This is a genomic window from Nonomuraea sp. 3-1Str (assembly GCF_031570565.1).
GTDB lineage: Bacteria > Actinomycetota > Actinomycetes > Streptosporangiales > Streptosporangiaceae > Nonomuraea.
The window spans coordinates 19,502-38,852 of the sequence record NZ_JALHBK010000039.1 but is presented as its reverse complement, the minus strand read 5'-3'; the positions used below and the strand labels follow the sequence as shown (position 1 = coordinate 38,852).

Annotated in this window: 16 protein-coding genes and 1 tRNA gene; 6 read left to right on the top strand and 11 right to left on the bottom strand. The window is 72.4% G+C overall.

The window, feature by feature from the left end; translation table 11 throughout:
- Window positions 1-130: 130 nt before the first annotated feature.
- From MTP10_RS38455 to MTP10_RS42180, 5 genes are all read left to right on the top strand, one after another.
- A tRNA-His gene (locus tag MTP10_RS38455) sits at window positions 131-203 on the top strand.
- Window positions 204-360: 157 nt separating this feature from the next.
- Window positions 361-585: a helix-turn-helix transcriptional regulator gene (locus tag MTP10_RS38450; protein WP_310716411.1), complete on the top strand. Its 225-nt coding sequence runs from the start codon at window positions 361-363 to the stop codon at window positions 583-585.
- A 527-nt stretch (window positions 586-1,112) separates the two neighbouring features.
- Complete coding sequence (locus MTP10_RS38445) at window positions 1,113-1,994, top strand: LPXTG cell wall anchor domain-containing protein (RefSeq protein WP_310716409.1); 882 nt, start codon at window positions 1,113-1,115, stop codon at window positions 1,992-1,994.
- Window positions 1,995-2,040: 46 nt separating this feature from the next.
- Complete coding sequence (locus MTP10_RS38440; protein WP_310716407.1) at window positions 2,041-3,771, top strand: DUF4012 domain-containing protein; 1,731 nt, start codon at window positions 2,041-2,043, stop codon at window positions 3,769-3,771.
- Window positions 3,772-3,773: 2 nt separating this feature from the next.
- On the top strand, window positions 3,774-4,349 hold the full coding sequence (locus MTP10_RS42180) for a hypothetical protein (protein WP_397334575.1): 576 nt from the start codon (window positions 3,774-3,776) through the stop codon (window positions 4,347-4,349).
- Here MTP10_RS42180 and MTP10_RS38430 read toward each other — a convergent pair.
- From MTP10_RS38430 to MTP10_RS38410, 5 genes are read right to left on the bottom strand one after another with little or no spacing between them, the layout of a single operon-like run.
- The gene (locus tag MTP10_RS38430; RefSeq protein ID WP_310716405.1) at window positions 4,327-5,709 is read right to left on the bottom strand and encodes a polysaccharide biosynthesis tyrosine autokinase; all 1,383 of its coding nucleotides are present in this window, start codon (window positions 5,707-5,709) and stop codon (window positions 4,327-4,329) included. The two genes, MTP10_RS42180 and MTP10_RS38430, sit on opposite strands and share 23 nt — an antisense overlap.
- Before the next feature lie 4 nt (window positions 5,710-5,713).
- Window positions 5,714-6,754: an MraY family glycosyltransferase gene (locus MTP10_RS38425; RefSeq protein ID WP_310716403.1), complete on the bottom strand. Its 1,041-nt coding sequence runs from the start codon at window positions 6,752-6,754 to the stop codon at window positions 5,714-5,716.
- Window positions 6,751-7,740: a GDP-mannose 4,6-dehydratase gene (locus tag MTP10_RS38420; protein WP_310716402.1), complete on the bottom strand. Its 990-nt coding sequence runs from the start codon at window positions 7,738-7,740 to the stop codon at window positions 6,751-6,753. Before MTP10_RS38420 ends, MTP10_RS38425 begins: the two co-directional genes overlap by 4 nt.
- A gap of 44 nt (window positions 7,741-7,784) precedes the next feature.
- A complete protein-coding gene (locus MTP10_RS38415) occupies window positions 7,785-8,744 on the bottom strand; it encodes an NAD-dependent epimerase/dehydratase family protein (protein WP_310716401.1) in 960 nt (319 codons plus the stop codon).
- Window positions 8,741-9,898 carry a glycosyltransferase gene (locus MTP10_RS38410; protein ID WP_310716399.1) on the bottom strand — a complete coding sequence of 386 codons (1,158 nt, stop codon included), beginning with the start codon at window positions 9,896-9,898 and terminating at the stop codon, window positions 8,741-8,743. Before MTP10_RS38410 ends, MTP10_RS38415 begins: the two co-directional genes overlap by 4 nt.
- 396 nt (window positions 9,899-10,294) lie before the next feature.
- Between MTP10_RS38410 and MTP10_RS38405 the strand changes: the two genes are divergently transcribed.
- Entirely contained in the window at window positions 10,295-11,575 is a 1,281-nt protein-coding gene (locus tag MTP10_RS38405; RefSeq protein WP_310716397.1) for a hypothetical protein, read from the top strand.
- Window positions 11,576-11,602: 27 nt separating this feature from the next.
- On the opposite strand, the gene MTP10_RS38400 is transcribed toward MTP10_RS38405, so the two are convergent.
- The 6 genes from MTP10_RS38400 to MTP10_RS38375 form a co-directional block, all read right to left on the bottom strand.
- Window positions 11,603-13,939 carry a hypothetical protein gene (locus tag MTP10_RS38400; RefSeq protein WP_310716396.1) on the bottom strand — a complete coding sequence of 779 codons (2,337 nt, stop codon included), beginning with the start codon at window positions 13,937-13,939 and terminating at the stop codon, window positions 11,603-11,605.
- A 116-nt stretch (window positions 13,940-14,055) separates the two neighbouring features.
- Window positions 14,056-14,847, bottom strand: a complete 792-nt coding sequence (locus MTP10_RS38395; protein ID WP_310716395.1) for a formyl transferase — start codon at window positions 14,845-14,847, stop codon at window positions 14,056-14,058.
- Window positions 14,844-15,740 carry a hypothetical protein gene (locus MTP10_RS38390; protein ID WP_310716393.1) on the bottom strand — a complete coding sequence of 299 codons (897 nt, stop codon included), beginning with the start codon at window positions 15,738-15,740 and terminating at the stop codon, window positions 14,844-14,846. Before MTP10_RS38390 ends, MTP10_RS38395 begins: the two co-directional genes overlap by 4 nt.
- A 76-nt stretch (window positions 15,741-15,816) precedes the next feature.
- Window positions 15,817-17,145 (bottom strand): polysaccharide biosynthesis C-terminal domain-containing protein, encoded by a 1,329-nt coding sequence (locus MTP10_RS38385; RefSeq protein ID WP_310716392.1) that lies wholly within the window; start codon window positions 17,143-17,145, stop codon window positions 15,817-15,819.
- Window position 17,146: 1 nt separating this feature from the next.
- Window positions 17,147-18,265, bottom strand: coding sequence for a glycosyltransferase (locus tag MTP10_RS38380; RefSeq protein ID WP_310716391.1), 1,119 nt, complete (start codon window positions 18,263-18,265; stop codon window positions 17,147-17,149).
- Window positions 18,262-19,344 carry a glycosyltransferase gene (locus MTP10_RS38375; RefSeq protein WP_310716461.1) on the bottom strand — a complete coding sequence of 361 codons (1,083 nt, stop codon included), beginning with the start codon at window positions 19,342-19,344 and terminating at the stop codon, window positions 18,262-18,264. Before MTP10_RS38375 ends, MTP10_RS38380 begins: the two co-directional genes overlap by 4 nt.
- Window positions 19,345-19,351 lie beyond the last annotated feature (7 nt).

The window sequence follows — 19,351 nt, the reverse complement described above, 5'->3', positions numbered from 1 at the left end:
GCACCCGCGGCCGACCAGGGAGGCGGGCCCGGGGGTGAGGCGACGCACACGTGTCGGCGCGCCGCTGATGGCGTAAAGACTCCCGAACACCGCTACACTTTTCCTGTGCCGCCTCGCGGGGCGACTCATGGTGGGTGTAGCTCAGTTGGCAGAGCGCCAGGTTGTGGTCCTGGATGCCGAGGGTTCAAGTCCCTTCACTCACCCCGCACGCGAAGGCCGGTCCCACGGGGCCGGCCTTCGCCGTTTTCTCCTTGTCGTCCCCAAAGCAGGACAATGCGAGCTATGCTCACTGTCTACCGCTAACGCCGGAAGCGCGGGGGCATCGGCGATTCTGACCGTCTGCGCGCCCCCGGAGGCCGGATGAGAGTCGACGACGCAGCGTTCGATAGCGTGTTCACGTCCTTGAGCAAGCGCGAGGCGGAGGTCATGGACCTGATCGCCGCGGGTCAGTCCAACGGCCAGATCGCGCGGCGCCTCTTCCTCAGCGAGAAGACGGTCAAGAACCACGTCAACCGCATCTACGCCAAGCTGGGCGTGGACTCGCGCGTCACCGCCATCGGCCTCTGGCTGTCCCGCAACGGCTGACCCCGGGCACGCCCGCCCATCCGGGATCGCCGCCCACCTTCCACGACCCCGCGCGACCCGGTTCCGGCGCCACGCGGGAGCTTTCACACGCCCGCTTTTCCGGCCGTGCCCGTCTTTCCCACTGTTCCCCCTTTTTCCGTTCGTACGGCCTTTCGCGCCTTTTATCGGTAAATAGAACGACCCAAAAGGCGGACGCCCGGGTTAGGGGGATGAAGGGTAAAAGAAGGGCACATGGCCGCCAGCCACGCGCCGGACGACCGCGAACGCGGGACACTCCGGATGAGACGGCGAATACGCGAAACCCCTTGCGGGCCCGGCCATCGCGGCAGCGTCAACGGCCGGCGAACGATGCCTGATCGTTCGGTAAGGCTCGTGTGCCGCGCGGAGCGTCCCCGGACCCGGCACATATAACGGGTTCCGTAGTGAACATGTCGCCGGCTATTCCCGTCGCCATGTTCTATGGCCCGCACTACCGTCTCGGGGAGTCCGAAATGGCACAAAAAGTCAGGAAATCAATATTCGCGGCCGTGGCGGTAGGGGGTGGGATCGCCTTCGGAACCGCGGGGCTGGCCACAGCCGTCGCGCACACGGCCGCCGCCGCGCAGGCCACCACCGCCACGCAGGCCGGCACGGCCGTGCGGGTGCCGCTCCTGCGGCCGCCGTACCCGCCGTGCCCTCGCGTGGACGCCGACGTCGACGCCTGCCTCCACAACAACAACGTCAGCGACAACGAGAACGGCGCCAAGGCCGACGCCGTCGCCGTCGGGGTGGGCGAGGACGAGGACGAGGACGAGCAGGACGCCACCGAGTCCGCGTCGGCCCACCAGTCGTCCGGTGACGTGGACCTCGGCGACTTCAGCCAGCTCGACGTCCTGTCGAACACCCCGGCGCCGCAGCCCATCTCCGGCCTCGTGCCGGGCTCGGCCGCGGAGTGCGACGAGATCTGTGACACCCCGGGTGCCCTGGCGGCCGACGACGGCGAGTCGGGTCTCGTGCCCGGCAGCACCACGACCGAGGAGCTGGCGGACACCGACGCGGGCCTGATCCAGGCCCTCGACGACGACGATGACGATGACGGGGACGACGACGGGGACGACTCCGACGACGAGTCCGATGACGACGAGTCGGACGACGACGACGACCTCGTCACCCCGACGCCCACGCCGAGCGACTTCGACAAGAACTTCACCGTGGACCTCGGCCCCTGGGACGACGGCCCGTGGGGCGGCCCCCACGGCCACGACGGCGGCTGCTTCGAGGTGGAGTGCTGGAAGAAGGAGGCCGCCGAGCTGCCGATGACCGGCACGGACGTGCGTCCGCTGATGGCGGCGGGCACGGGCCTGCTGCTCATCGGCGCCGCGGGCACCGTCGTCGCCGTGAGGCGCCGCCGCTCCTCCGATGCCAAGTAAGAAGCGGCAGCCACGTAGGAACCGGCGACGACTCCTCGTCGCCGGATTGCTGGGTCCGGCCGCGTGTCTCACGCTGGCCGGCGCCTGGGAGGCGCGTCTCGGCCTGGACGTGCGCGAGCACCTCCAGGCGACCAGGGACGCGCTGGAACGGCTCCCCGCGAGCGCCCCGGAACTCATGGACGGGGCGCTCGCGGACGCCCGCCGGCACGCCGCCGAGGCGCGCCGGCTCACCGCGGGGCCGGACTGGTCGTTGCTCACGCGATCGCCCCTCGTCGGGGACGGCGCGACGGCCGTCCGCGGCCTGGCCGACACCGCCGCCGACCTCACCGACGTCCTCGCCACCGTGCACCAGAGCGGCGAGCGGCTGGTGCGGCCCGGCGGCTTCTCCATGCGCGACGCCCCCCGGCTGCTCGGCGAGCTCGCCGCGGCCGGGCCCGGGCTGGACTCCGCCGTGACCCGGATCGACCGGGCCAGGCAGCGCCTGGCCGCCACCCCCGCGGACACCGGCCTGACCGAGCTGGACACGGCCCGCGCGACGGCCCTGAGCGAGACGGACCGGCTGCTCGGCTACCTCCACGCCGCGGCGGGCGCCGCCGCGCTGCTCCCCCCGATGCTGGGCCACGACGGCCCGCGCCACTACTTCCTGGCCTTCCAGACCAACGCCGAGTCCCGCGGCACCGGCGGCCTGGTCGGCGCCTTCGGCATCCTCCGCGCCGGACACGGCAAGATCGGCATCGACCGGCTCTCCGCCAACACGGGCCTGGCCGAGAGCCCCGTGCCGGTCGCCGACCACGGCCGCGCCTACCGCGCCCGCTACGGCCGCGAAGCCCTCTCGATGCTGTCCATCTCCAACCTGTCCCCGCACTTCCCGTACGCGGCGGCCACATGGGCCGGACTGTGGGAGCGGCAGACCGGGCAGCGCCTGGACGGCGCGATCGCCACCGACCCCGTCGGCCTGTCCCGCCTGCTGGAGCTCATCGGCCCGGTCAAGCTGCCGGACGGCACGGTCGTGACCGCGCGGAACGTCGTGGACCTCACCGAGCGGGAGGCCTACGCCCGCTTCGACGACCCGCAGCGGCGCAAGCGGTTCCTCATCCGGATCGCCGGCGCGGTCAGCGAGGCCATGTTCCAGGCCCGTCCCGACGCGCTGAGGGCGGTGTCCGTCCTGACGCGCATGGTGGAGGAGCGGCGCATCCAGATCTGGAGCCGCCACGACGCCGAGGAGCGCCGTCTGGCCGCCACCCCGCTCGGCGGCGTCCTGCCGCGCGACCCCGGGCCGTTCGCCGGGCTGGTCGTGAACAACTCCGCCGGCAACAAGCTCGACTACTACCTGAACCGCTCGCTGGAGTACCGGCTCGGGCGGTGCAGCCCCAGCGGGTGGCGCGCCTCACGCGTCCGCGTGCGGCTGGACAACGACGTGCCGCGCCGCAGCCTGCCGGAGTACGTGACGACCCGCCTCGACACGCCGGACCAGCGCCACGCCGAGGGCTCGACGCTGCTCTGGGTGTCGCTGTACGCGGGTGTGGGCGCCAGGGCCGAGGAGGTGCGCGTGGACGGCCGGCGGATCGAGCCCATCCGGGAGGTGGAGCGGTCGCATCCCGTCTACTCCACGGTGCTGGAGTTCGCCCCCGGCCAGGCGCGGACCGTGGACTTCCTGCTGATGGAGCCCGCGTCGGCCGCGGCGCCGGAGGTGCCGGTGCAGCCGCTCGTGCGGCCGCAGACGACGCGGATCCTCCAGGACCGGCGCGGCTGTCTGTCCCCCTCGCCCCAGGGCTGAGCGTGCGCGACACCACGGACGCCTTCCGCATCCTGTTCGTGTGCACGGGCAACCTCTGCCGGTCGCCGCTGGCCGAGCGGCTGGCCCGCGCGGCGCTGGGCCCGGCGTTCGAGGTGGGGAGCGCGGGAACCCGCGCGGTCCCCGGCAGGCCGATGCCCGGGAACGCCGTGCGCGTGCTGCTGCTGCTCGGCGGCGACCCGTCCGGCTTCGTCTCCCGGCCGCTGACGGCCCCGCTGGTGGCCGGGGCCGACCTGGTGCTGGCCGCGACCGCCGCCCACCGGGCCGCGGCCGTGGCCCTGCATCTGCCGGCGGCCCCGCGGACGTTCACGATCGCGGAGTTCGGCGCGCTGGCCGGTGAGGTCCCCGTCGAGGAGGTCGCGCGGGAGCGCGACCCCGCGCGCCGGGCCCGGACGCTCGTGGACCAGGCCGCGTCCCTGCGCGGCCTGGTCCGGGTCGACGCCCCTGACATCCCCGACCCGTACGGCCGGTCCCGGTGGGCCTACCGGGCCGCGGGACGCCGGATCGCCGAGGCGCTGGCGGTCCCGCTGCGGCTGCTCACACACCCACCGGCGTCTTGACCTCGGGCTCCGACACCCGGGCCTCGTAGCCGTAGCCGTAGCCGTAGCCGTCGTATCGGCTGGCTTTGGGCGGGACGAAGTTCAGCACCGTGCCGACGAGGCGGGCGTTGATGGACGTCAGCAGCTCGACGGCCCGGACGACGTGCTCCTGCCGGGTCCGGCCGTACCTGGCCACCAGGATCGTCCCGTCGCACAGCGCGGACAGCGTGGCGGCGTCGGTGACGGGCAGCAGCGGCGGCGCGTCGATGATGACGATGTCGTAGTGGGCCGTGAGCTCCGCCAGGAGCTGCCGCATGCCCTGGGAGCCGAGCAGCTCGCTCGGGTTCGGCGGGATCTGGCCGCACGGCAGCACGAACAGGCGCGGGTCCCCCCACGTCTGGATGACGCTCTCCAGCCGGACCTTGCCGATCAGCACGTCGGTGAGGCCGACGCCGCCCTCGATGCCGAAGTAGTCGGGCAGCCGGGGGCGGCGCAGGTCGCCGTCCACGAGCAGGACCCGCCAGCCGGCCTGCGCGAGCGTGATGGCCAGGTTGGAGGAGGTGGACGACTTGCCCTCGGCGGGCAGGCAGCTCGTCACCACCAGCGACTTCGGCTGCCGGTCCACGCCGATGAACTGCAGGTTCGTGCGCAGCGACCGGAACGCCTCGGCCCGGAACGAGCGTCCCTTGTGCCGCACGATCAGCGGGTGGCGCCGCGCGTCCCGCTCGTAGCTGATGACGCCGAGCGTCGAGCTGCCGGCCGCCTGCTGCAGCGCCCCCGTGGTCTTGACGGTGGTGTCGAGACGGTCGCGCAGGATGAGCGAGCTGACGGCGACGATCAGCCCGATCAGCACGCCGACCAGGACGTTCACCAGCGGCACGGGACTGACCGGCTGCTTCGGCACCTCGGCCTGGTCGATGATGGTGACCTTGACGGTCGGCCGGCTGTTGGGCGTCGGCCGTTCGATCTGCTCCACCAGCGAGGCGAACCGGGCGCCCAGCCCGTTGGCGAGCGCGGCGGCCCGGGCGGGGTCCGTGTCGGTGACCATCGCGCGCAGCAGGACGGTCCCGGGCACGATCTCCGCGGTGACGTTCTCCCGCAGGCGCGCCACGTCCTCGGGCCTGGTCACCTGGCTCAGGGTCCGCCGGCTCGTCAGCAGGGCGGCGTACGACTGCGCGCCCTGCGCCAGGCTGCTGACCTGGTACGCGGGTGAGAACGCGCCCTTCTTGTCGTGGCTGGAGAACAGCATGGTGACCGTCGCGGCGTACTTCGGCGGCATGTTCGCGGTCACGACCAGCGCAGCGCTGACCGAGAGGATCAAGGACAGGACGAGGAGCACCCAGTTCTTGCGGGCGAGCCGGATGAAGTAGAGCAGGTCCAACGGATCATCGCCGCCTTTCGCGGATTCGTGGAGGGTTCTCGAAGGAGCGGCGTGGCGCGTACACGTGCACGCCCTGGAAGAGGCCGATGGCGGCGAGAGCCGTCACGGCGGCGACGAGCGCCGCGGCGAGCGGCGGGACCAGGCCGAGGACCATCGCCGTGCACAGCGCGCCGGCGAGCCCGGCGGTCAGCCCGAGCACCACGGCGACCAGCCGGGTGTCGAAGCCCAGCCGGCGCAGCCGGTGCGAGACGTGGTCGGTGCCGCCCGACAGCGGCGACCGGCCCGCCCGGACCCGCGAGAAGACCACCACCCCCGTGTCGACGATCGCGACGAAGGCCGGCAGGAGCAGCCCCGCGACCGTCGTGTCCGGGCCGCGCCCGGTGACCAGGACGATCGCCGAGCAGGTGAGGCCGAAGCCGATGAACAGCGACCCGGTGTCGCCCATGAACATCCTCGCCGGCGCCCAGTTGTGCGGCAGGAACCCCAGCGCGGCGCCGGCCAGCACCACCAGGAAGAGCCCGAACGCGGCCTCCCCCCGGAGAAACGCGACCACGGCCAGGAACGCGGCGCTGACCGCGGTGACCGCGCCCAGCGCGCCGTCCATGTTGTCGAGCAGGTTGAAGGAGTTGGTCACCACGACGATCCACACCACTGTCAGCGGGCCGTCCGCCCACCCTCCGGTCACGGTGAGCTCCACCCCGGCCAGCACGACGCCGACGGCGCCCACCGCCTCCACGGTGAGCCGCGTGACGGCCGGGAGCGCGGCGATGTCGTCGATGAGGCCGAGGGCGGCCACCGCGGTGGCCGCCAGCAGGATCGCGGTGAGCCGCAGGTCGGCGAGCCCGCCCCCGGCCACCGTGGTGAGGACGGTGACCAGCGCGATCCCGACGCCCCCGAGGTACGGGGTGGCCCGCTTGTGCGCCTTGTGCCCGCCCGGCCGGTCGGTCATGCCCCAGCGCAGGGCCAGGCGTTTCAGCGGGACGGCGGTCACCGCCGTCATCAGGAAGGCGGCCGCGCAGGCGGCGGACGTGAGTGCTCCGCTCACCGCGACGCCGCCGCGAGCTCCTCGCGGGCCTCCTTGACGACCTCGCTGAGGATCACGTCCAGTGTGCGGCGCGGAACCCACCCGGTGAGCTCGCGGAGCTTGGTGGTGTCGGGCACCCGGCGGGTCATGTCCTCGAAGCCCTTCTGGTAGGCCTCGTGGTACGGGACGAGGTCCACCCCGGAGGTGGAGCCGGTGTGCTCGACGACGAGCTTGGCCAGCTCCAGGATGCTGATCTCGTGCCCCGAGCCGATGTTGAACGTCTGCCCGATCGCCGCCTCCGAGGCGAGCAGCCGCAGCAGGGCGTCGACGACGTCGGCCACGTGCGCGAAGCAGCGGGTCTGGGTCCCGTCCCCGTGGACGGTCAGCGGCACGCCGGTGAGCGCCTGCTGGACGAGGCGCGGGATGACCATGCCGTAGGCCGGGCTCTGCCGCGGCCCCACGGTGTTGAACAGCCGCACGACGATCGTCTGCAGGCCGCGCTCGTGGTGGTAGGCGTTGGCGAGGATCTCGTCCACGGCCTTGGCGGTGCTGTAGGCCCACCGGACGACGCCGGTGTTGCCGAGGATGCGGTCGGCGTCCTCGCGCAGCGGCCCGGAGGAGTTCTTGCCGTAGATCTCGCTCGTGCTGGTGACGAGGATCTTCTTCCGGTACCGGTGCGCGGTCTCGATGACGATCTCGGACCCGCGGATGTTGGTCATCAGGGAGCGCAGCGGCTGCTCCACGATGAGCTTGACGCCCACCGCCGCGGCCAGGTGGACGACGATGTCGCACTGCCGGACCAGCTCGTCCACGATCAGCTCGTCGAGGATGGAGCCCTGCACGAAGCGCAGGTTCGGGTGCGGGCGCAGGTTGGCCAGCCGGCCGGTGGACAGGTTGTCGAGGACCACGACCTCGTCCCCGCGGGCCAGCAGGGCGTCGGTCAGGTGCGACCCGACGAAGCCGCTGCCGCCCGTTATCAGGTACCTGAGGCTGCTTGCGTTGCTCATGCTCTCCCCTAGTGACGAGTTCGTTTGCTGGAGACCGCGGCCGTTCACGCGGGCACGCCCGGGCTCGCGGTCGCGGTCGTCTCCCTCTGGAACCAGGCGACCGTCATGCGGAGCCCGTCCTCCAGCGAGGTCGGGCGGACCCTGGGGAAGAGCTCACGGAGCAGGTCCGGGGAGGCCTGCGACTGGCGGATGTCGCCCGTGCGCGGCGGCAGGAACACCGCCTCGATCGGCCGGCCCAGCACCGAGCCGAGCACCTCCTTGAGCGTCAGCAGCGGCACGCGGGTGCCGAAGGCCAGGTTGACCGGCCTCGCACTCGTCACCCGGCGCAGCGCCGCCTCGCCCAGCACCTCCGTCACCGATCCGACGTAGGTGAAGTCCCTGGCCTGGTGGCCGTCGCCGTGAACGGGCACCGGAGCGCCCTCCAGTGCCCGCGACACGAACGCCGGGATGACCGCGGCGTAGGCGTGGTCGGCCGGCTGCAACGGGCCGTAGACGTTGAAGAAGCGGAACGGCAGCACCGGCAGGCCGAAGCTGGAGGCGTACGCCAGGGCGTACGCCTCGGTCGCCAGCTTGCTCACGCCGTACGGGCTGAGCGGCCTGGCCGGCAGGTCCTCGTGGTTGAACGGCCCGGCCGTGTCGCCGTACACGGACGAGGAGGAGGCGAGGATCACGTGCGGCCTCGTCGCCCGGCACGCCTCCAGCAGGCGGAGCGTCCCGGTCGCGTTGACCTCGTGCGTGGCCAGGGGGTCGGCCAGCGACCGGGGCACGGACGGGCGCGCCGCCAGATGGACGACCGTCGTGACGTCCGCGACCAGGCGGCCCACGAGGTCCGCGTCGAGGATGCTGCCCAGCACGAACCGCACGGCCACGCCGTCGAGGTTGGCCAGGTCGCCGGTGCTGAGGTCGTCCAGGACCGTGACGCCCTCGATCTCGGGCAGCGCGGCGAGCGTCCGGCACAGGTTCGCACCGATGAAACCGGCGCCGCCGGTTACCAGGACTTTCACCCGTTGATCCCTTCTGTGGTGACACGACGGTCCCGGCGGGACTCGCCCAGCGATCGGTAGAGGGTCTCGGTGTCGGCGACCAGGCGGTCGACGTCGAAGGAGGCGGTTGACCAGCGGCGGGCGGCCTCGCCCAGCCGGGTCGCGAGCTGGGGGTCGGAGAGCAGGTGGACGACGTGCGTGGCCAGCTCGGCGGAGTCGGCGGCGCCGAGCAGCCCGGTGCGCCCGTCCTGGACGACCTCGGCGACGCTGCCGACGCGGGAGGCGACGACCGGAGTGCCGGCCATCTGCGCCTCGATGAGGGTGAGCGGGGTCCCCTCGTTGTCGGAGGTCAGCAGGACCACGTCGGCGGCGGCGTAGACGGTCTCCACGTCCTTGCGCCAGCCCGTCAGGTGGAAGGACGCGCGGACGGGCTCGATGTCCCTTTCCAGCTGCTCCAGCAGCTCGCCGCCGCCGCAGACGACGAAGTGGCAGTCCGGCTTGGCCCGCAGGATCTCGCGGGCCGCCGCGACGAACCTGTCGGGCCGTTTGACCTGGGTGAGCCGGCCGACGTACGCCACCACGGGCGCCTCCGGCGGTAGGCCGAGGGCCAGCCGGGCGGCCCCGCGGCCGGGCACCGGTCCCAGCCGGACGCCGGGCGGGATGACGACGTACTGCTCCGGGCGCCCGATGCCGGCCTGGAGCAGCTCGTCGCGCACCCGCGCGCCCACGGTGACCAGGCGGTCGGACATGGACGCCAGGAACCGCTCGGTCCCCACGTAGAGCGCGCGTTTCGGGCCCGAGAAGTAGCCGTGGAGCAGGTGGCCGTGGAAGCCGTGGACCCGCGCGGCGGGGATCCCGGCGAGCCTGACCGCGACCCGCCCGAGCGCGCCAGCCTTCGCGGTCTGGGTGTGCACGATGTGCGGTCTGTAGGAGCGCATCGCCGACACGAGCCCGGACAGCGCGCGGACGTCGTCCGTCGGCCTGATGGTGCGGCCGAGTCCCGGGATGCGGTGCACCGGCATGCCGGAGGAGCGCAGCTCAAGGTGGTCGCCCTCGCCGCCGTCGACGTGGCCGGTGTAGAGGCGGTGCGCGAATTCTTCCGGGTTCAGCCGTGCGGAGAGCCCGCACACCAGCGTGGCGGGACCGCCCACGTTCATGCGGGCGATGATCTCCATGACGCGAATCCGACTGTCCGGCTTCATACGGCTCCCCAGTGACAGGCTTGGCTCACCTCCGCGAAGCTAGCTGCGATATCGGCGCGTTCCGCTCATGCCGTCGCGGAGAGTGGTGAAATGTTTTCTCCCTCCCTACCTGAGCATGATCGTCCGGGAGTCGCCGCTTACTCTCTTGAGGATTTGTCGCCATTCCCGGAACAAGGTGCGCAGCAGAAAATCCGCCTTACCGGAAAGAGTCCGCAAAGCGGAGTAATCAGCGGGCCATTCACCTCCCGCGAAAAGTGAGCCGCCCAGTCGTCGGCGCTAGCGTCGTCGTCGCCGACCTGCCTGCCGGCGGTTCGGATCGGCTGCTGGGCGTCGCCGCACGGTGCTCAGGTGGACTGAAAGTCGTCATCCATGGAATACGTCATCGTCGCGGCCGCCGCCGTGACACTCGTCATGCTGGTCAACGCGCACCTGGACGCGCCGGTGGCCCGGCGGGCCCTGCCCGTCCTGCTCGCCGCGTTCGGGGTGCGTCTGGTCGTCCACGTCCTGGTGATGCGCGCGGGTGTCATCGACTACGGCGGCGACAACCTGGCCTACGAGGCGCGCGCGATGCTGATCGTCAACTCCTGGAAGCTGGACGGCCTGCAGTTCGTCACGGAGGAGAACCTGAACTTCCTCGGGACCGCCGCGCTGCCGTGCAACGTCTTCGCACTGATCATGTACGTGTGCGGCGGCCCGGCGCCGCTGGCCTGCACGGCCGTCGTGGCCCTGCTGGCCTGCGCGCTCTGCGTCGTCATCTACCGCGTCGCGCGGCTGATCGGCGCCGACGACCGGGCGGCGTTCCTGCTGCTGGCGGTGACCGCGTTCATGCCCGCGTTCCTGCTGCACACGTCGGACACCTACAAGGACGGGTTCAACGCGTTCCTCGTGGTGGCGTGCGTGGGCGTCGGGGTGTCCGTCGCGCACCGGTTCCGGCTCGGCATGCTGCTGGCGGCCGCGCCGCTGCTGTGGTGCCTGTGGTACGTCCGCCCGTACATGGTCTTCGTCGCCGGGCTCCCGCTCGTCTGCGGCGTGGTGGCCTCGAAGTCGAGACTGTCGCTGCGCAAGCTCTTCGCGTTCGGCGCGATCCTGGTGGTCGCCATGCTGTTCGCGGGCGGCGTGTACGAGAACACGCCGCTGGAGCAGGCGGAGCGGCAGCTCGACCGGGGGCAGTCGGAGGTCGTCATCCGCGCCAACGCCGACAGCGACTCCGGAGTGCTCTTCGACGACGGCGGCGACCGGTGGGACGCTCTGGGGCCGAAACTGGTCTACACGGTCATGTCGCCCTTCCCGTGGACCAGCGGCAGCCTCACCATGCACCTGGGCAAGATCGATGTGCTCACCTGGTACGTCCTGCTGTACGCCGCCGTGCGGGGAGGCCGCCGGATGTGGCGCGAGGACCGCAGGACGCTGCTGCTGCTCCTGCTGTTCATCGTGCCCTGCACGATCGCCTACGCGACCACCATGTCCAACATCGGGCTGATCTTCCGGCAGCGCATCCCCATCGTCATGGTCACCAGCCTGCTGGCCGCGGTGGCCTGGACCAGGACCTCCCGCGAGGAGCCCTCGTCCCTTCCGCCGGAGGCGCGTGCGCCCGGCGCGCCCGATCCGGTCCCTCCGGTTCCGGTCCCACCCGCGCCCGTGCGGCGCTGAGGTGGCGCCGCACGGGTCCCCGGGCCGTCAGCCCGCGGGTGCCTCGGTCCGGTAGACGGCGAAGTCGCCGCTGCGGAAGCCGAGCCGGGCGAAGTGCCCGATGGCGGGGCTCACTCCCGGGCTCCGCTCGTCCACGAGGAGCCAGCGGACGCCGCGTCCTTCCCGCAGCTCCCGGATCGTGGCCGTGGACGGCGACCGGAAGGCCGCGTCGTTCGCCTCCAGCCGCTCCTGATCCCAGAACGGCTGGTGCTCCTCCAGACGTCCGGGCTGCCAGCTGTCGGCGTTGTGCACCGTGAACGCCCATCCTTCGACCAGCATGCGCCGCTCGGTCAGCGCGGACAGCCAGAACTGGCGCGAGTCGCAGGGGTCCTCCTGGCCCCAGCGGCAGTGCACGTTCGTGGCCACGAGCTCGTCCGGCGAGGAATGGTCGCGCAGCCAGCGCGCCGCGGACAGCGCGCCGGACGGTGCCGTCGGCGCCGGCTCGGCCGCGGCGGCGGCGGGCTGCCCGGCGAGCCCGGACAGGAAGGAGACGACCCGCGCGTGGTGCGCCGCGGGCAGGCCGATGACGGCCAGCGCCGTGACGAGGAGGGCCCAGCCGCGCATCCGGGCCCGCGTGGTGACGATGACGACGACCGCGAGCGCGACGGCGACGAGCAGCGTCAGGTACGGGAGGCAGAGGGCGGTGTCCGGCTGCCCCGGCCCGAGCGGCGCCGTGACGCCCCACAGGAAGGGGATCGCGTAGGCCGCGGTCAGCCCGGCACCGATCGCGCCCACGACGAGCCCGCGCGGCACCCGTGCCCGCCGCAGGACGGCGAGGACGCCGAACACCGCGATGATCACCGGGTAGGGGTGCGACCCCCACAGGAAGTAGACCTGGCTCTGGCCGGGATGGTCGAACACGATCATGGCGCCGAGCCCGGCGGCGCCGATGCCGGTCAGGAGGACCACGTCGGGCCGGAGGAGCAGCCTCGGCCTGCTCAGCAGCCCCAGCATCGGGCTCCAGGTGACGGCCCAGGCCAGCAGGTACATCACCGCGACGCCGGCCAGCGACGCGAGCGCGGGAGCGGTGCCCACCGGCATGCCGGTCAGCTCCTGCCACACGGTGCGCAGGTACGAGAAGGGCGCGACCATCAGCCCCTGCCGCCGCCCGCCGAACAGGACGAACTGCGCGAAGACCAGGCACGCACCGGTCATCAGAAGCGCCGTGAGCACGGGCCACGGCACCCGGCGCCGCCGTACCGCCTCGACCAGGGCCACGGCCACCAGCCCCACGAGGAGCATCGGCAGGTACGTGGCCTTGGCCCCCATGACGGCCAGCAGGAACACCCCCAGCAGGAGCCATCCGCGCAGGTCGTACCGGCGTCGCTGGATGAGGTCGGTCACCAGCAGGACCACGGGGACGAACAGCACCGCCCCGAAGGCGAACGTGGGACTCAACCACGCCGCGTCGTGCATGCCGCCCCAGGTGAACGTCCCGGCCGAGCCGAGGAACAGCCGGGGGGCTCCGACGAGGAGCGTGGCCCCGGCGGCGAGCGCGCCGCCCGCCCACGAGTCCGTCACCCGGCGCCCGAGCATCGCGACCAGGACGACGAACGCGGCCAGCACCGGCAGCATGCCCAGGCGCAGCAGCAGCACCAGCGGCTCCACGCCGGTGATCCAGCTCGCCGACGCCCAGTGCGCGTAGACGAACCAGTGGTAGAAGAGCGGCTCACCGGCGACGATGGGACTCATCGGCGGCATGTGGTGCTTCAGCTCACCGATCAGGCCGAGGTGGAACGGCGCGTCGTCCGCGTACCTCACCAGCTCCGGCCAGGTCAGCGGGGCGATGCCGTAGAGACTGTGGGAGGTCTTGGCCACCAGGTAGCAGATGAGGAGCGCCGGCACCCACGGCCACCAGACCGGCGCGGCGGGACCGGCTCCCTTGCCCCGCCAGTGCCCGCGCAGGCCGGGCACCGCGAGGAACGCGGCGTATGTGGCGATCGGCCACGCCAGGACGAGGAGCGGGAGACCCACCGCGCGGGCCGGGATGTAGACGCCCACCTCCACGGCGAACCCGAGCGCCGTGCCCAGCGCCAGCTCCTCGGCCGATGTGCGGTTGTCGCCGTAGAGGGCGCGCACCAGCAGCAGGCCGGGAAGCGCGAGACACAGCACCAGGTACGCGCCGTAGCAGGCGATGTCCCGGAAGGAGACACCGTGCAGGTTCAGGACGGCGGCGACGAAGACGATCGTGAGCGCCGCGGGCGCCCAGGCGAGGAGCCGCCGCCCCCAGGTCCGGCGAGCCGGGTGCCGTCTCTGCCCGGCCGGCGGGCTCGGTCGTACGTCCCCCGGTGGTCCGGGCGCGTGATCTTGACGAGATGTGGCCATGAGGGGAGTGTGGCCGCGCCCATGATCACGTCGAGGTCAGGCGCTCGGCGCGAGGCAGACTCCTTGCCGTTCCCTGATGTGGCCATGAGTGTACGCGGCCGCCGCCTGGAGAGGGCTCACCGCGGCACCGGCTGCCTGCTCGACCGCCGCATCCGGTTCATCTCCCGCCTGAAGGCCAGGTACTGCCGAGGCGTCGGCGAATACCACTGGCGGCTCTCCAGATCCGTCCGCCGATAGGGCCGCGCCCGGTCGTCCAGCACCGCCCGGACCGCGTCCGCCATCGCGTCGAGGGCGCCCAGGTACTGCTTGACGGGAAGCGTCCGGTACGTGTCGGTGAAGGGGTCGACGGCGACGGCCCGCTGCTCGATGATCTCACCGGTGTCCACCCCCGGATCGAGCAGGTGAATGGTCGTGCCGACCAGTTCGGGGCGGCCCTCGTACACGGCCCAGAAACCGCCGTGCACGCCCCTGTACCGGGGCGTGACCCCGACGTGGATGTTGACGAACGCGGGCGCGCGGTCGAGGATCCGCTTGGCGATGATGCCCGTGCCCGAGACCACGACCGCCGCGGGCGGCCGGGCCGCGAGCAGGCGGGCGACCTCCTCGCTGTTCACCGAGTCCACGTCCAGGACGTCGAGGCGGCCGTCGGGCGGGCGGACGTCGTGCCCGTCGAGCAGTGCCGCGATGCGGGCCCGGGACCTGGGCGCGATCACCAGGCGGTCGTAGCCGAGGAAGGCGAGCTGTCCCGCGACGGCGCCCGCGCCGAGCCTGCGCAGGCGGTGCCGCAGCATCTTCGCCTGGTGCGCCGCCTCGAACACCACCACGGAGACATCGAATCGCTCCGCCAGGTGGTTGATCAGGAGGTACGACGTCTCGCCACGGGACGCCATGATCATGATTTCGCTCATGCGCGCGTCGCCGTCCCGGGGCCGGTGACCGTCGCGGTCCGCAGGACGTGCTCGGCGGCCTGCTCCATGGTCAGGACCCGCAGCTCGCCCCTGTCACGGCGGGCGGCGACCTCGCGCAGGATCCGCTCCAGCGCGCCGAACATCAGGTCGCCGTCGAGGTTGAAGGGGTGGAACCACAGGTGGTAGAGCTCGCCCCGGCGGGCGGCGCGGTCGAGCCCGAGCCGGGCCTGCCTGACCCGGGAGGAGACCGGGATCATCCTGCGCGGCCCGTTGCTCCCGACGAGGAACTGCGAGGCGGGCAGGTCCACCAGCCGCTCGCCCTTCCTCAGCGTGCTCAGGTCGTACGTCGTGGCCGGCGTCCCGAGGGCGCGGTCCAGGAAGTGCAGGGCTCCGAGGCGGTTGCCGTACCAGTTCCGCTCGACGCCGCGGTAGGCGATGATGCCGAAGTCCGGGAGCGAGTCGACGTACGCGATCTGGTTGCGCGGATGGACGATGGAGCGCATGGGCAGCCCGAGCCGTTCGCTGACCCGGGCGGCCGCTTCGAGCTCACGCAGCCAGACCTCCCGGGTGGTGGACGCGTGGTGCGCGTACACGTGGGTGAAGGTGTGCGTGCCGATCTCGTGCTCGACGCGGGCGCCCTTGATCCAGTCGAGCAGATAGGGCGCGTAGTACCACTCCTGCGGCGTCCGCGTGGGCTCCCGGCCGTCCGGTGGCAGGAGGAGGCGGCCCACCACGGCCCAGGTCGCCGGGATCCGGTAGTCGTCCAGCAGGCCGATCAACCGCCTGATGATCCGCGGTTCCTCGTCGAAGACCTTCGCGAGTTTCGGCAGGTCGGCGGCGTCCGTGCCCCATGCGAGCTCGGTGTCGACGGACAGGATGCATGTTCCCGGCATGCGGCCGACCTTAGCCATCGGGCTTTCACCGCCGAATGACCGAAAGTCTGACTTGATCTAATTTTTGGCCGCCATGTCAACGGGTTTGCCGCAGTGACTCCCTCTTCGGGGATTCCCGGTTCCTCATCACGGGACGCAGCACCACCCGCACGTCGGCGACGCGCGGGACCAGCGCGCTCAGCGGAACCCCGGTCGCCCGGGTGAACCGGAACAGCTCGACGGCGGCCATGGCGCTGTAGGTGAACGTGGACGTCAGCGCGGCGCCCACCGCGCCCCATCGGGGGATCATCACCAGGTTGAGCAGGACGTTGGCGCAGAGGGCGCCGATCGAGACGTACGTCATCGTCATCGGGCGCGCCAGACGTACCAGATGCTGCTCCAGCGGCCGGATGAGCATCAGCGCGACGGTGCCGGGAGCCAGCGCGAGCAGCGGCGCCACGGCTCCGGCGAAGGACCGGCCATAGACCAGGGGGATCAGCCAGGGCGCGCAGACGGCGAGCCCGGCCACCAGGACGAAGGACAGGAGGAGGACGAGCCTGAACGCGCGGGCCGTGATGTGCTTGGCCTCCTCCACGTCGCTGGCGGCCTGCTGGGGCAGCACGACCTGCGCGACGGTCTCGCAGGGGATGCGGGTCAGGGTCATGACCGTGACGGCGACGGTGTAGACGCCGACCGTGGCCGGCGAGTCCAGCGCGCCGAGCAGCGGGACGTCGACGACGACGAGGAGGTAGAGGGCCACCCATCCGACGTGGTACCTGCCCGAGAGGCCGAGCTGGCGTCTCGCCAGGGCGCGGTCCACCCGCAGGGAGGCGGGCCGGACCCCGCCCACCACGAGAAGGAAGGGCAGGGCGATGGCGATCGCCCAGCAGACGATCACGCCGCCGATGGTCAGGCGGCCCGTGGCCGCGAGCGCCACGACGGGCAGGCACCAGACCAGCGCGGTCACCAGCGACCAGCGGTTCACCACGTCCATCCGCGAGCGCAGGGTCAGGATGCCGTTGAGGTTGACCGTGGCCGCGCCGAGCGGCACCACCGACAGGGCCGTCGCCCACAGGGCGAACCCGCCGGGCGAGCCGCTCACCGCGACGAGCCCGAGGGCGCCCAGCGCCGCCAGGGAGCCCAGCACGAGGCCGAGGATCAGGCCGTTCGTGGCCAGCGGTTGCTGCCGCGAGCGGTCCGACCAGAGGGTGATCTGCGACTTCTCCAGCGAGAGGTGGCCCACGACGATCGCGGCGTACGCGGCGGTGGTGATCACCGCGTAGACGCCCCTGCCCTCCGGCTGGAGGGTGCGCGCGATGAGCACCCCCGTCGCCGTCTCCAGGGCCAGGCGGAACCCGCGGGTGGCCAGCGCGCGGAAGGCGACGGCCGCCGAGGACGTCGTGTCCTGCGGGGACCTGTCGGGCATGTCACTTCTCCAGGAGCCGGCGGTACAGGGTGACGTGCTCGTCGACCATGACGTGCGTGTCGAAGTGCTTGCGCGCCCACGCGCGCCCCGCGGACGCCAGCCGCCCGGCCAGTTCCGGGTCGTCCAGCAGCCGGCCGATCCCGTCGGCGAGCGCCACCGGCTCCGACGGCGGGACGAGGACCCCCCGGCCCTCCAGCAGCTCGGGATTGCCGCCGACCGAGGTGGCGACGACCGGCCGGCCGGCCGCCATCGCCTCCATGACGGAGTTGCTCAGGCCCTCGGTGAGCGAGGGCAGCAGCACCACGTCGGCACGGGCGAGCAGGCCCGCGCTGTCCGTCCTGGACCCGAGGAAGCGCACGTCGATGCCGAGAACGGCAGCCTGCCGCTCCAGGCGGTCACGCTCCGGGCCGTCGCCCGCGAGCACGAGCGTGCACGGCCGGCCCCGCCGGGCCAGCAGCGCCAGCGCGTCCAGCAGGAAGCGGTGCCCCTTCTCCTCGCTGAGCCGGGCCACGCAGGCGAGCACCGGCAGGCTCGTGCCGACCGGCTCCGGCTCTGCCGGATCGAACGCCGCGCCGGGCAGGCCGTTGTAGATCACCGAAAGCCGGTCAGGGTGCGCGCCGGCCGAGACGGCGTCCCGCGCGAGCGCCACCGCGTTGACGACCACGTGATCCGTCATCCGGGTCACCGCCCTGTCCAGCACCGCGCTCCACGGATGCCGCAGGTCGAGCCGGCTCTCGTTGCGCCGTCCCGCGACCACGACCGGGACGCCGGCCAGCCGGGCGGCCGGGACCCCGATGAGGTAGCCGTGGTAGAGGAAGGCGTGCAGCACGTCCGGCCGCAGCCGCCGCAGCGTACCGACCATGCGGGCGAAGGTCCGCGCGTTCCCCGCGCCGGCTCCCCTGGCGAACCCGAGGTGGTGCACGCCGACGCCCCCGTCGCGAAGCGGCGCTTCGAAGGGGCCGCCCTTCGACAGGGTCAGGACGTCCACCTCGACGCCCGCGCGGCGCAGCTCCAGCGCGATCAGGGCCAGCTGCTTCTGGGTGCCGCCGACCTCCAGGTGCCCGATGAGCAGCGCGACCCGCCGCAGACGTGGGCCGGGCCGGGAGCCCTGGGCCGTCATGACGCCAGGACCTCGTCGTAGAGCCGCTCGAACCATTCGGCCGTCCGGCTGATGTCCACCAGGTCCGCGCTCTCCCGCGCGCCTTCGCGCAGCCGCGCGTGCTCGTCGGGGCGCATCGCCCGCAGGATCGCCTCGGTGAGGTCGCCGGCGTGTCCGGGCCTGGTCAGGTAGCCGTTCCGGCCGTGCTCGATGAGCTCGGGAACGCCTCCGACGGAGGTGGACACCACGGGCACGCCCGCGGCGAGCGCCTCCATGATCACAACGGGCAGGCCCTCGTACGCGGAGCTGAGGACGAGGAGGTCGGCCGCGGCGATCAGGTGGGCGGCGTCCGGCACACAGCCGACGAACCGCACGCCGTCCGAACCGAGGTCCGCCACCTGGCGGGCTATCTGCTCCTCCAGCGGCCCCTGTCCGGCCAGGAGGAACACGGCCCGCGGGTCCCGCTCCACCACCCTGGCCGCGACCCGGATGAGAAGGTCGTGCTGCTTCTGCGGCCGGAAGTTGGCCACGTGCGCGATCAGGAAGGCCGATTCTGGAACGTTCCACTCGCGACGGATGCGCGCGGCCTCCCCGGCCAGGCGGCGCTGCCCGGCGACGTCCACCCCGTGGATCCTGGTGGACAGCCGGCGCGCGCCCCGGCTGGCGACGGCGCGGGCGACCTGCGCGGAGACGGCCACCGTGTGGGTGTCCAGCCATCCGGTGGCGCGGTCGAGCAGCATCGTCGGCAGGCGGTAGCGGACGTTGTGCACGGTCGAGATCAGCGCGGGGCGCCGCCGCCAGAGCCGGGTCGTCACGCGCAGCAGCGACGCGGGAAGCGGCGAGTGCAGGTGGACGACGTCGGGCCGCAGCCGCCTGACCGCGGCCGCCAGGCGCAGCAGGCGCAGCGGGCGTGGGCCGGACACCATCTGGACGACCTCGATACCCGCGGCGCCGAGCCGCTCGACGCGCTCGTCGGAGGCCCACAGGCACACCACCGTGTAGCGCATATCCGCCCGGGGCGCGGCGAGCAGGCGCTCCACCAGCAGCGTCTCGGCGCCGCCGACGTGGAGAACTTTGATCACTTCGCAGACGTGCGTCATGGTCTTC

What these genes read in the sequence shown, in the direction of transcription:
- MTP10_RS38375 (WP_310716461.1), bottom strand. Translation starts at nt 19,344, where the DNA reads ATGACGCACGTCTGCGAAGTGATCAAAGTTCTCCACGTCGGCGGCGCC.
- MTP10_RS38410 (WP_310716399.1), bottom strand. Translation starts at nt 9,898, where the DNA reads ATGGAGATCATCGCCCGCATGAACGTGGGCGGTCCCGCCACGCTGGTG.
- MTP10_RS38400 (WP_310716396.1), bottom strand. Translation starts at nt 13,939, where the DNA reads ATGGCCACATCTCGTCAAGATCACGCGCCCGGACCACCGGGGGACGTA.
- MTP10_RS38405 (WP_310716397.1), top strand. Translation starts at nt 10,295, where the DNA reads ATGGAATACGTCATCGTCGCGGCCGCCGCCGTGACACTCGTCATGCTG.
- MTP10_RS38380 (WP_310716391.1), bottom strand. Translation starts at nt 18,265, where the DNA reads ATGACGGCCCAGGGCTCCCGGCCCGGCCCACGTCTGCGGCGGGTCGCG.
- MTP10_RS38390 (WP_310716393.1), bottom strand. Translation starts at nt 15,740, where the DNA reads ATGCCGGGAACATGCATCCTGTCCGTCGACACCGAGCTCGCATGGGGC.
- MTP10_RS38420 (WP_310716402.1), bottom strand. Translation starts at nt 7,740, where the DNA reads ATGAGCAACGCAAGCAGCCTCAGGTACCTGATAACGGGCGGCAGCGGC.
- MTP10_RS38385 (WP_310716392.1), bottom strand. Translation starts at nt 17,145, where the DNA reads ATGCCCGACAGGTCCCCGCAGGACACGACGTCCTCGGCGGCCGTCGCC.
- MTP10_RS38395 (WP_310716395.1), bottom strand. Translation starts at nt 14,847, where the DNA reads ATGAGCGAAATCATGATCATGGCGTCCCGTGGCGAGACGTCGTACCTC.
- MTP10_RS38450 (WP_310716411.1), top strand. Translation starts at nt 361, where the DNA reads ATGAGAGTCGACGACGCAGCGTTCGATAGCGTGTTCACGTCCTTGAGC.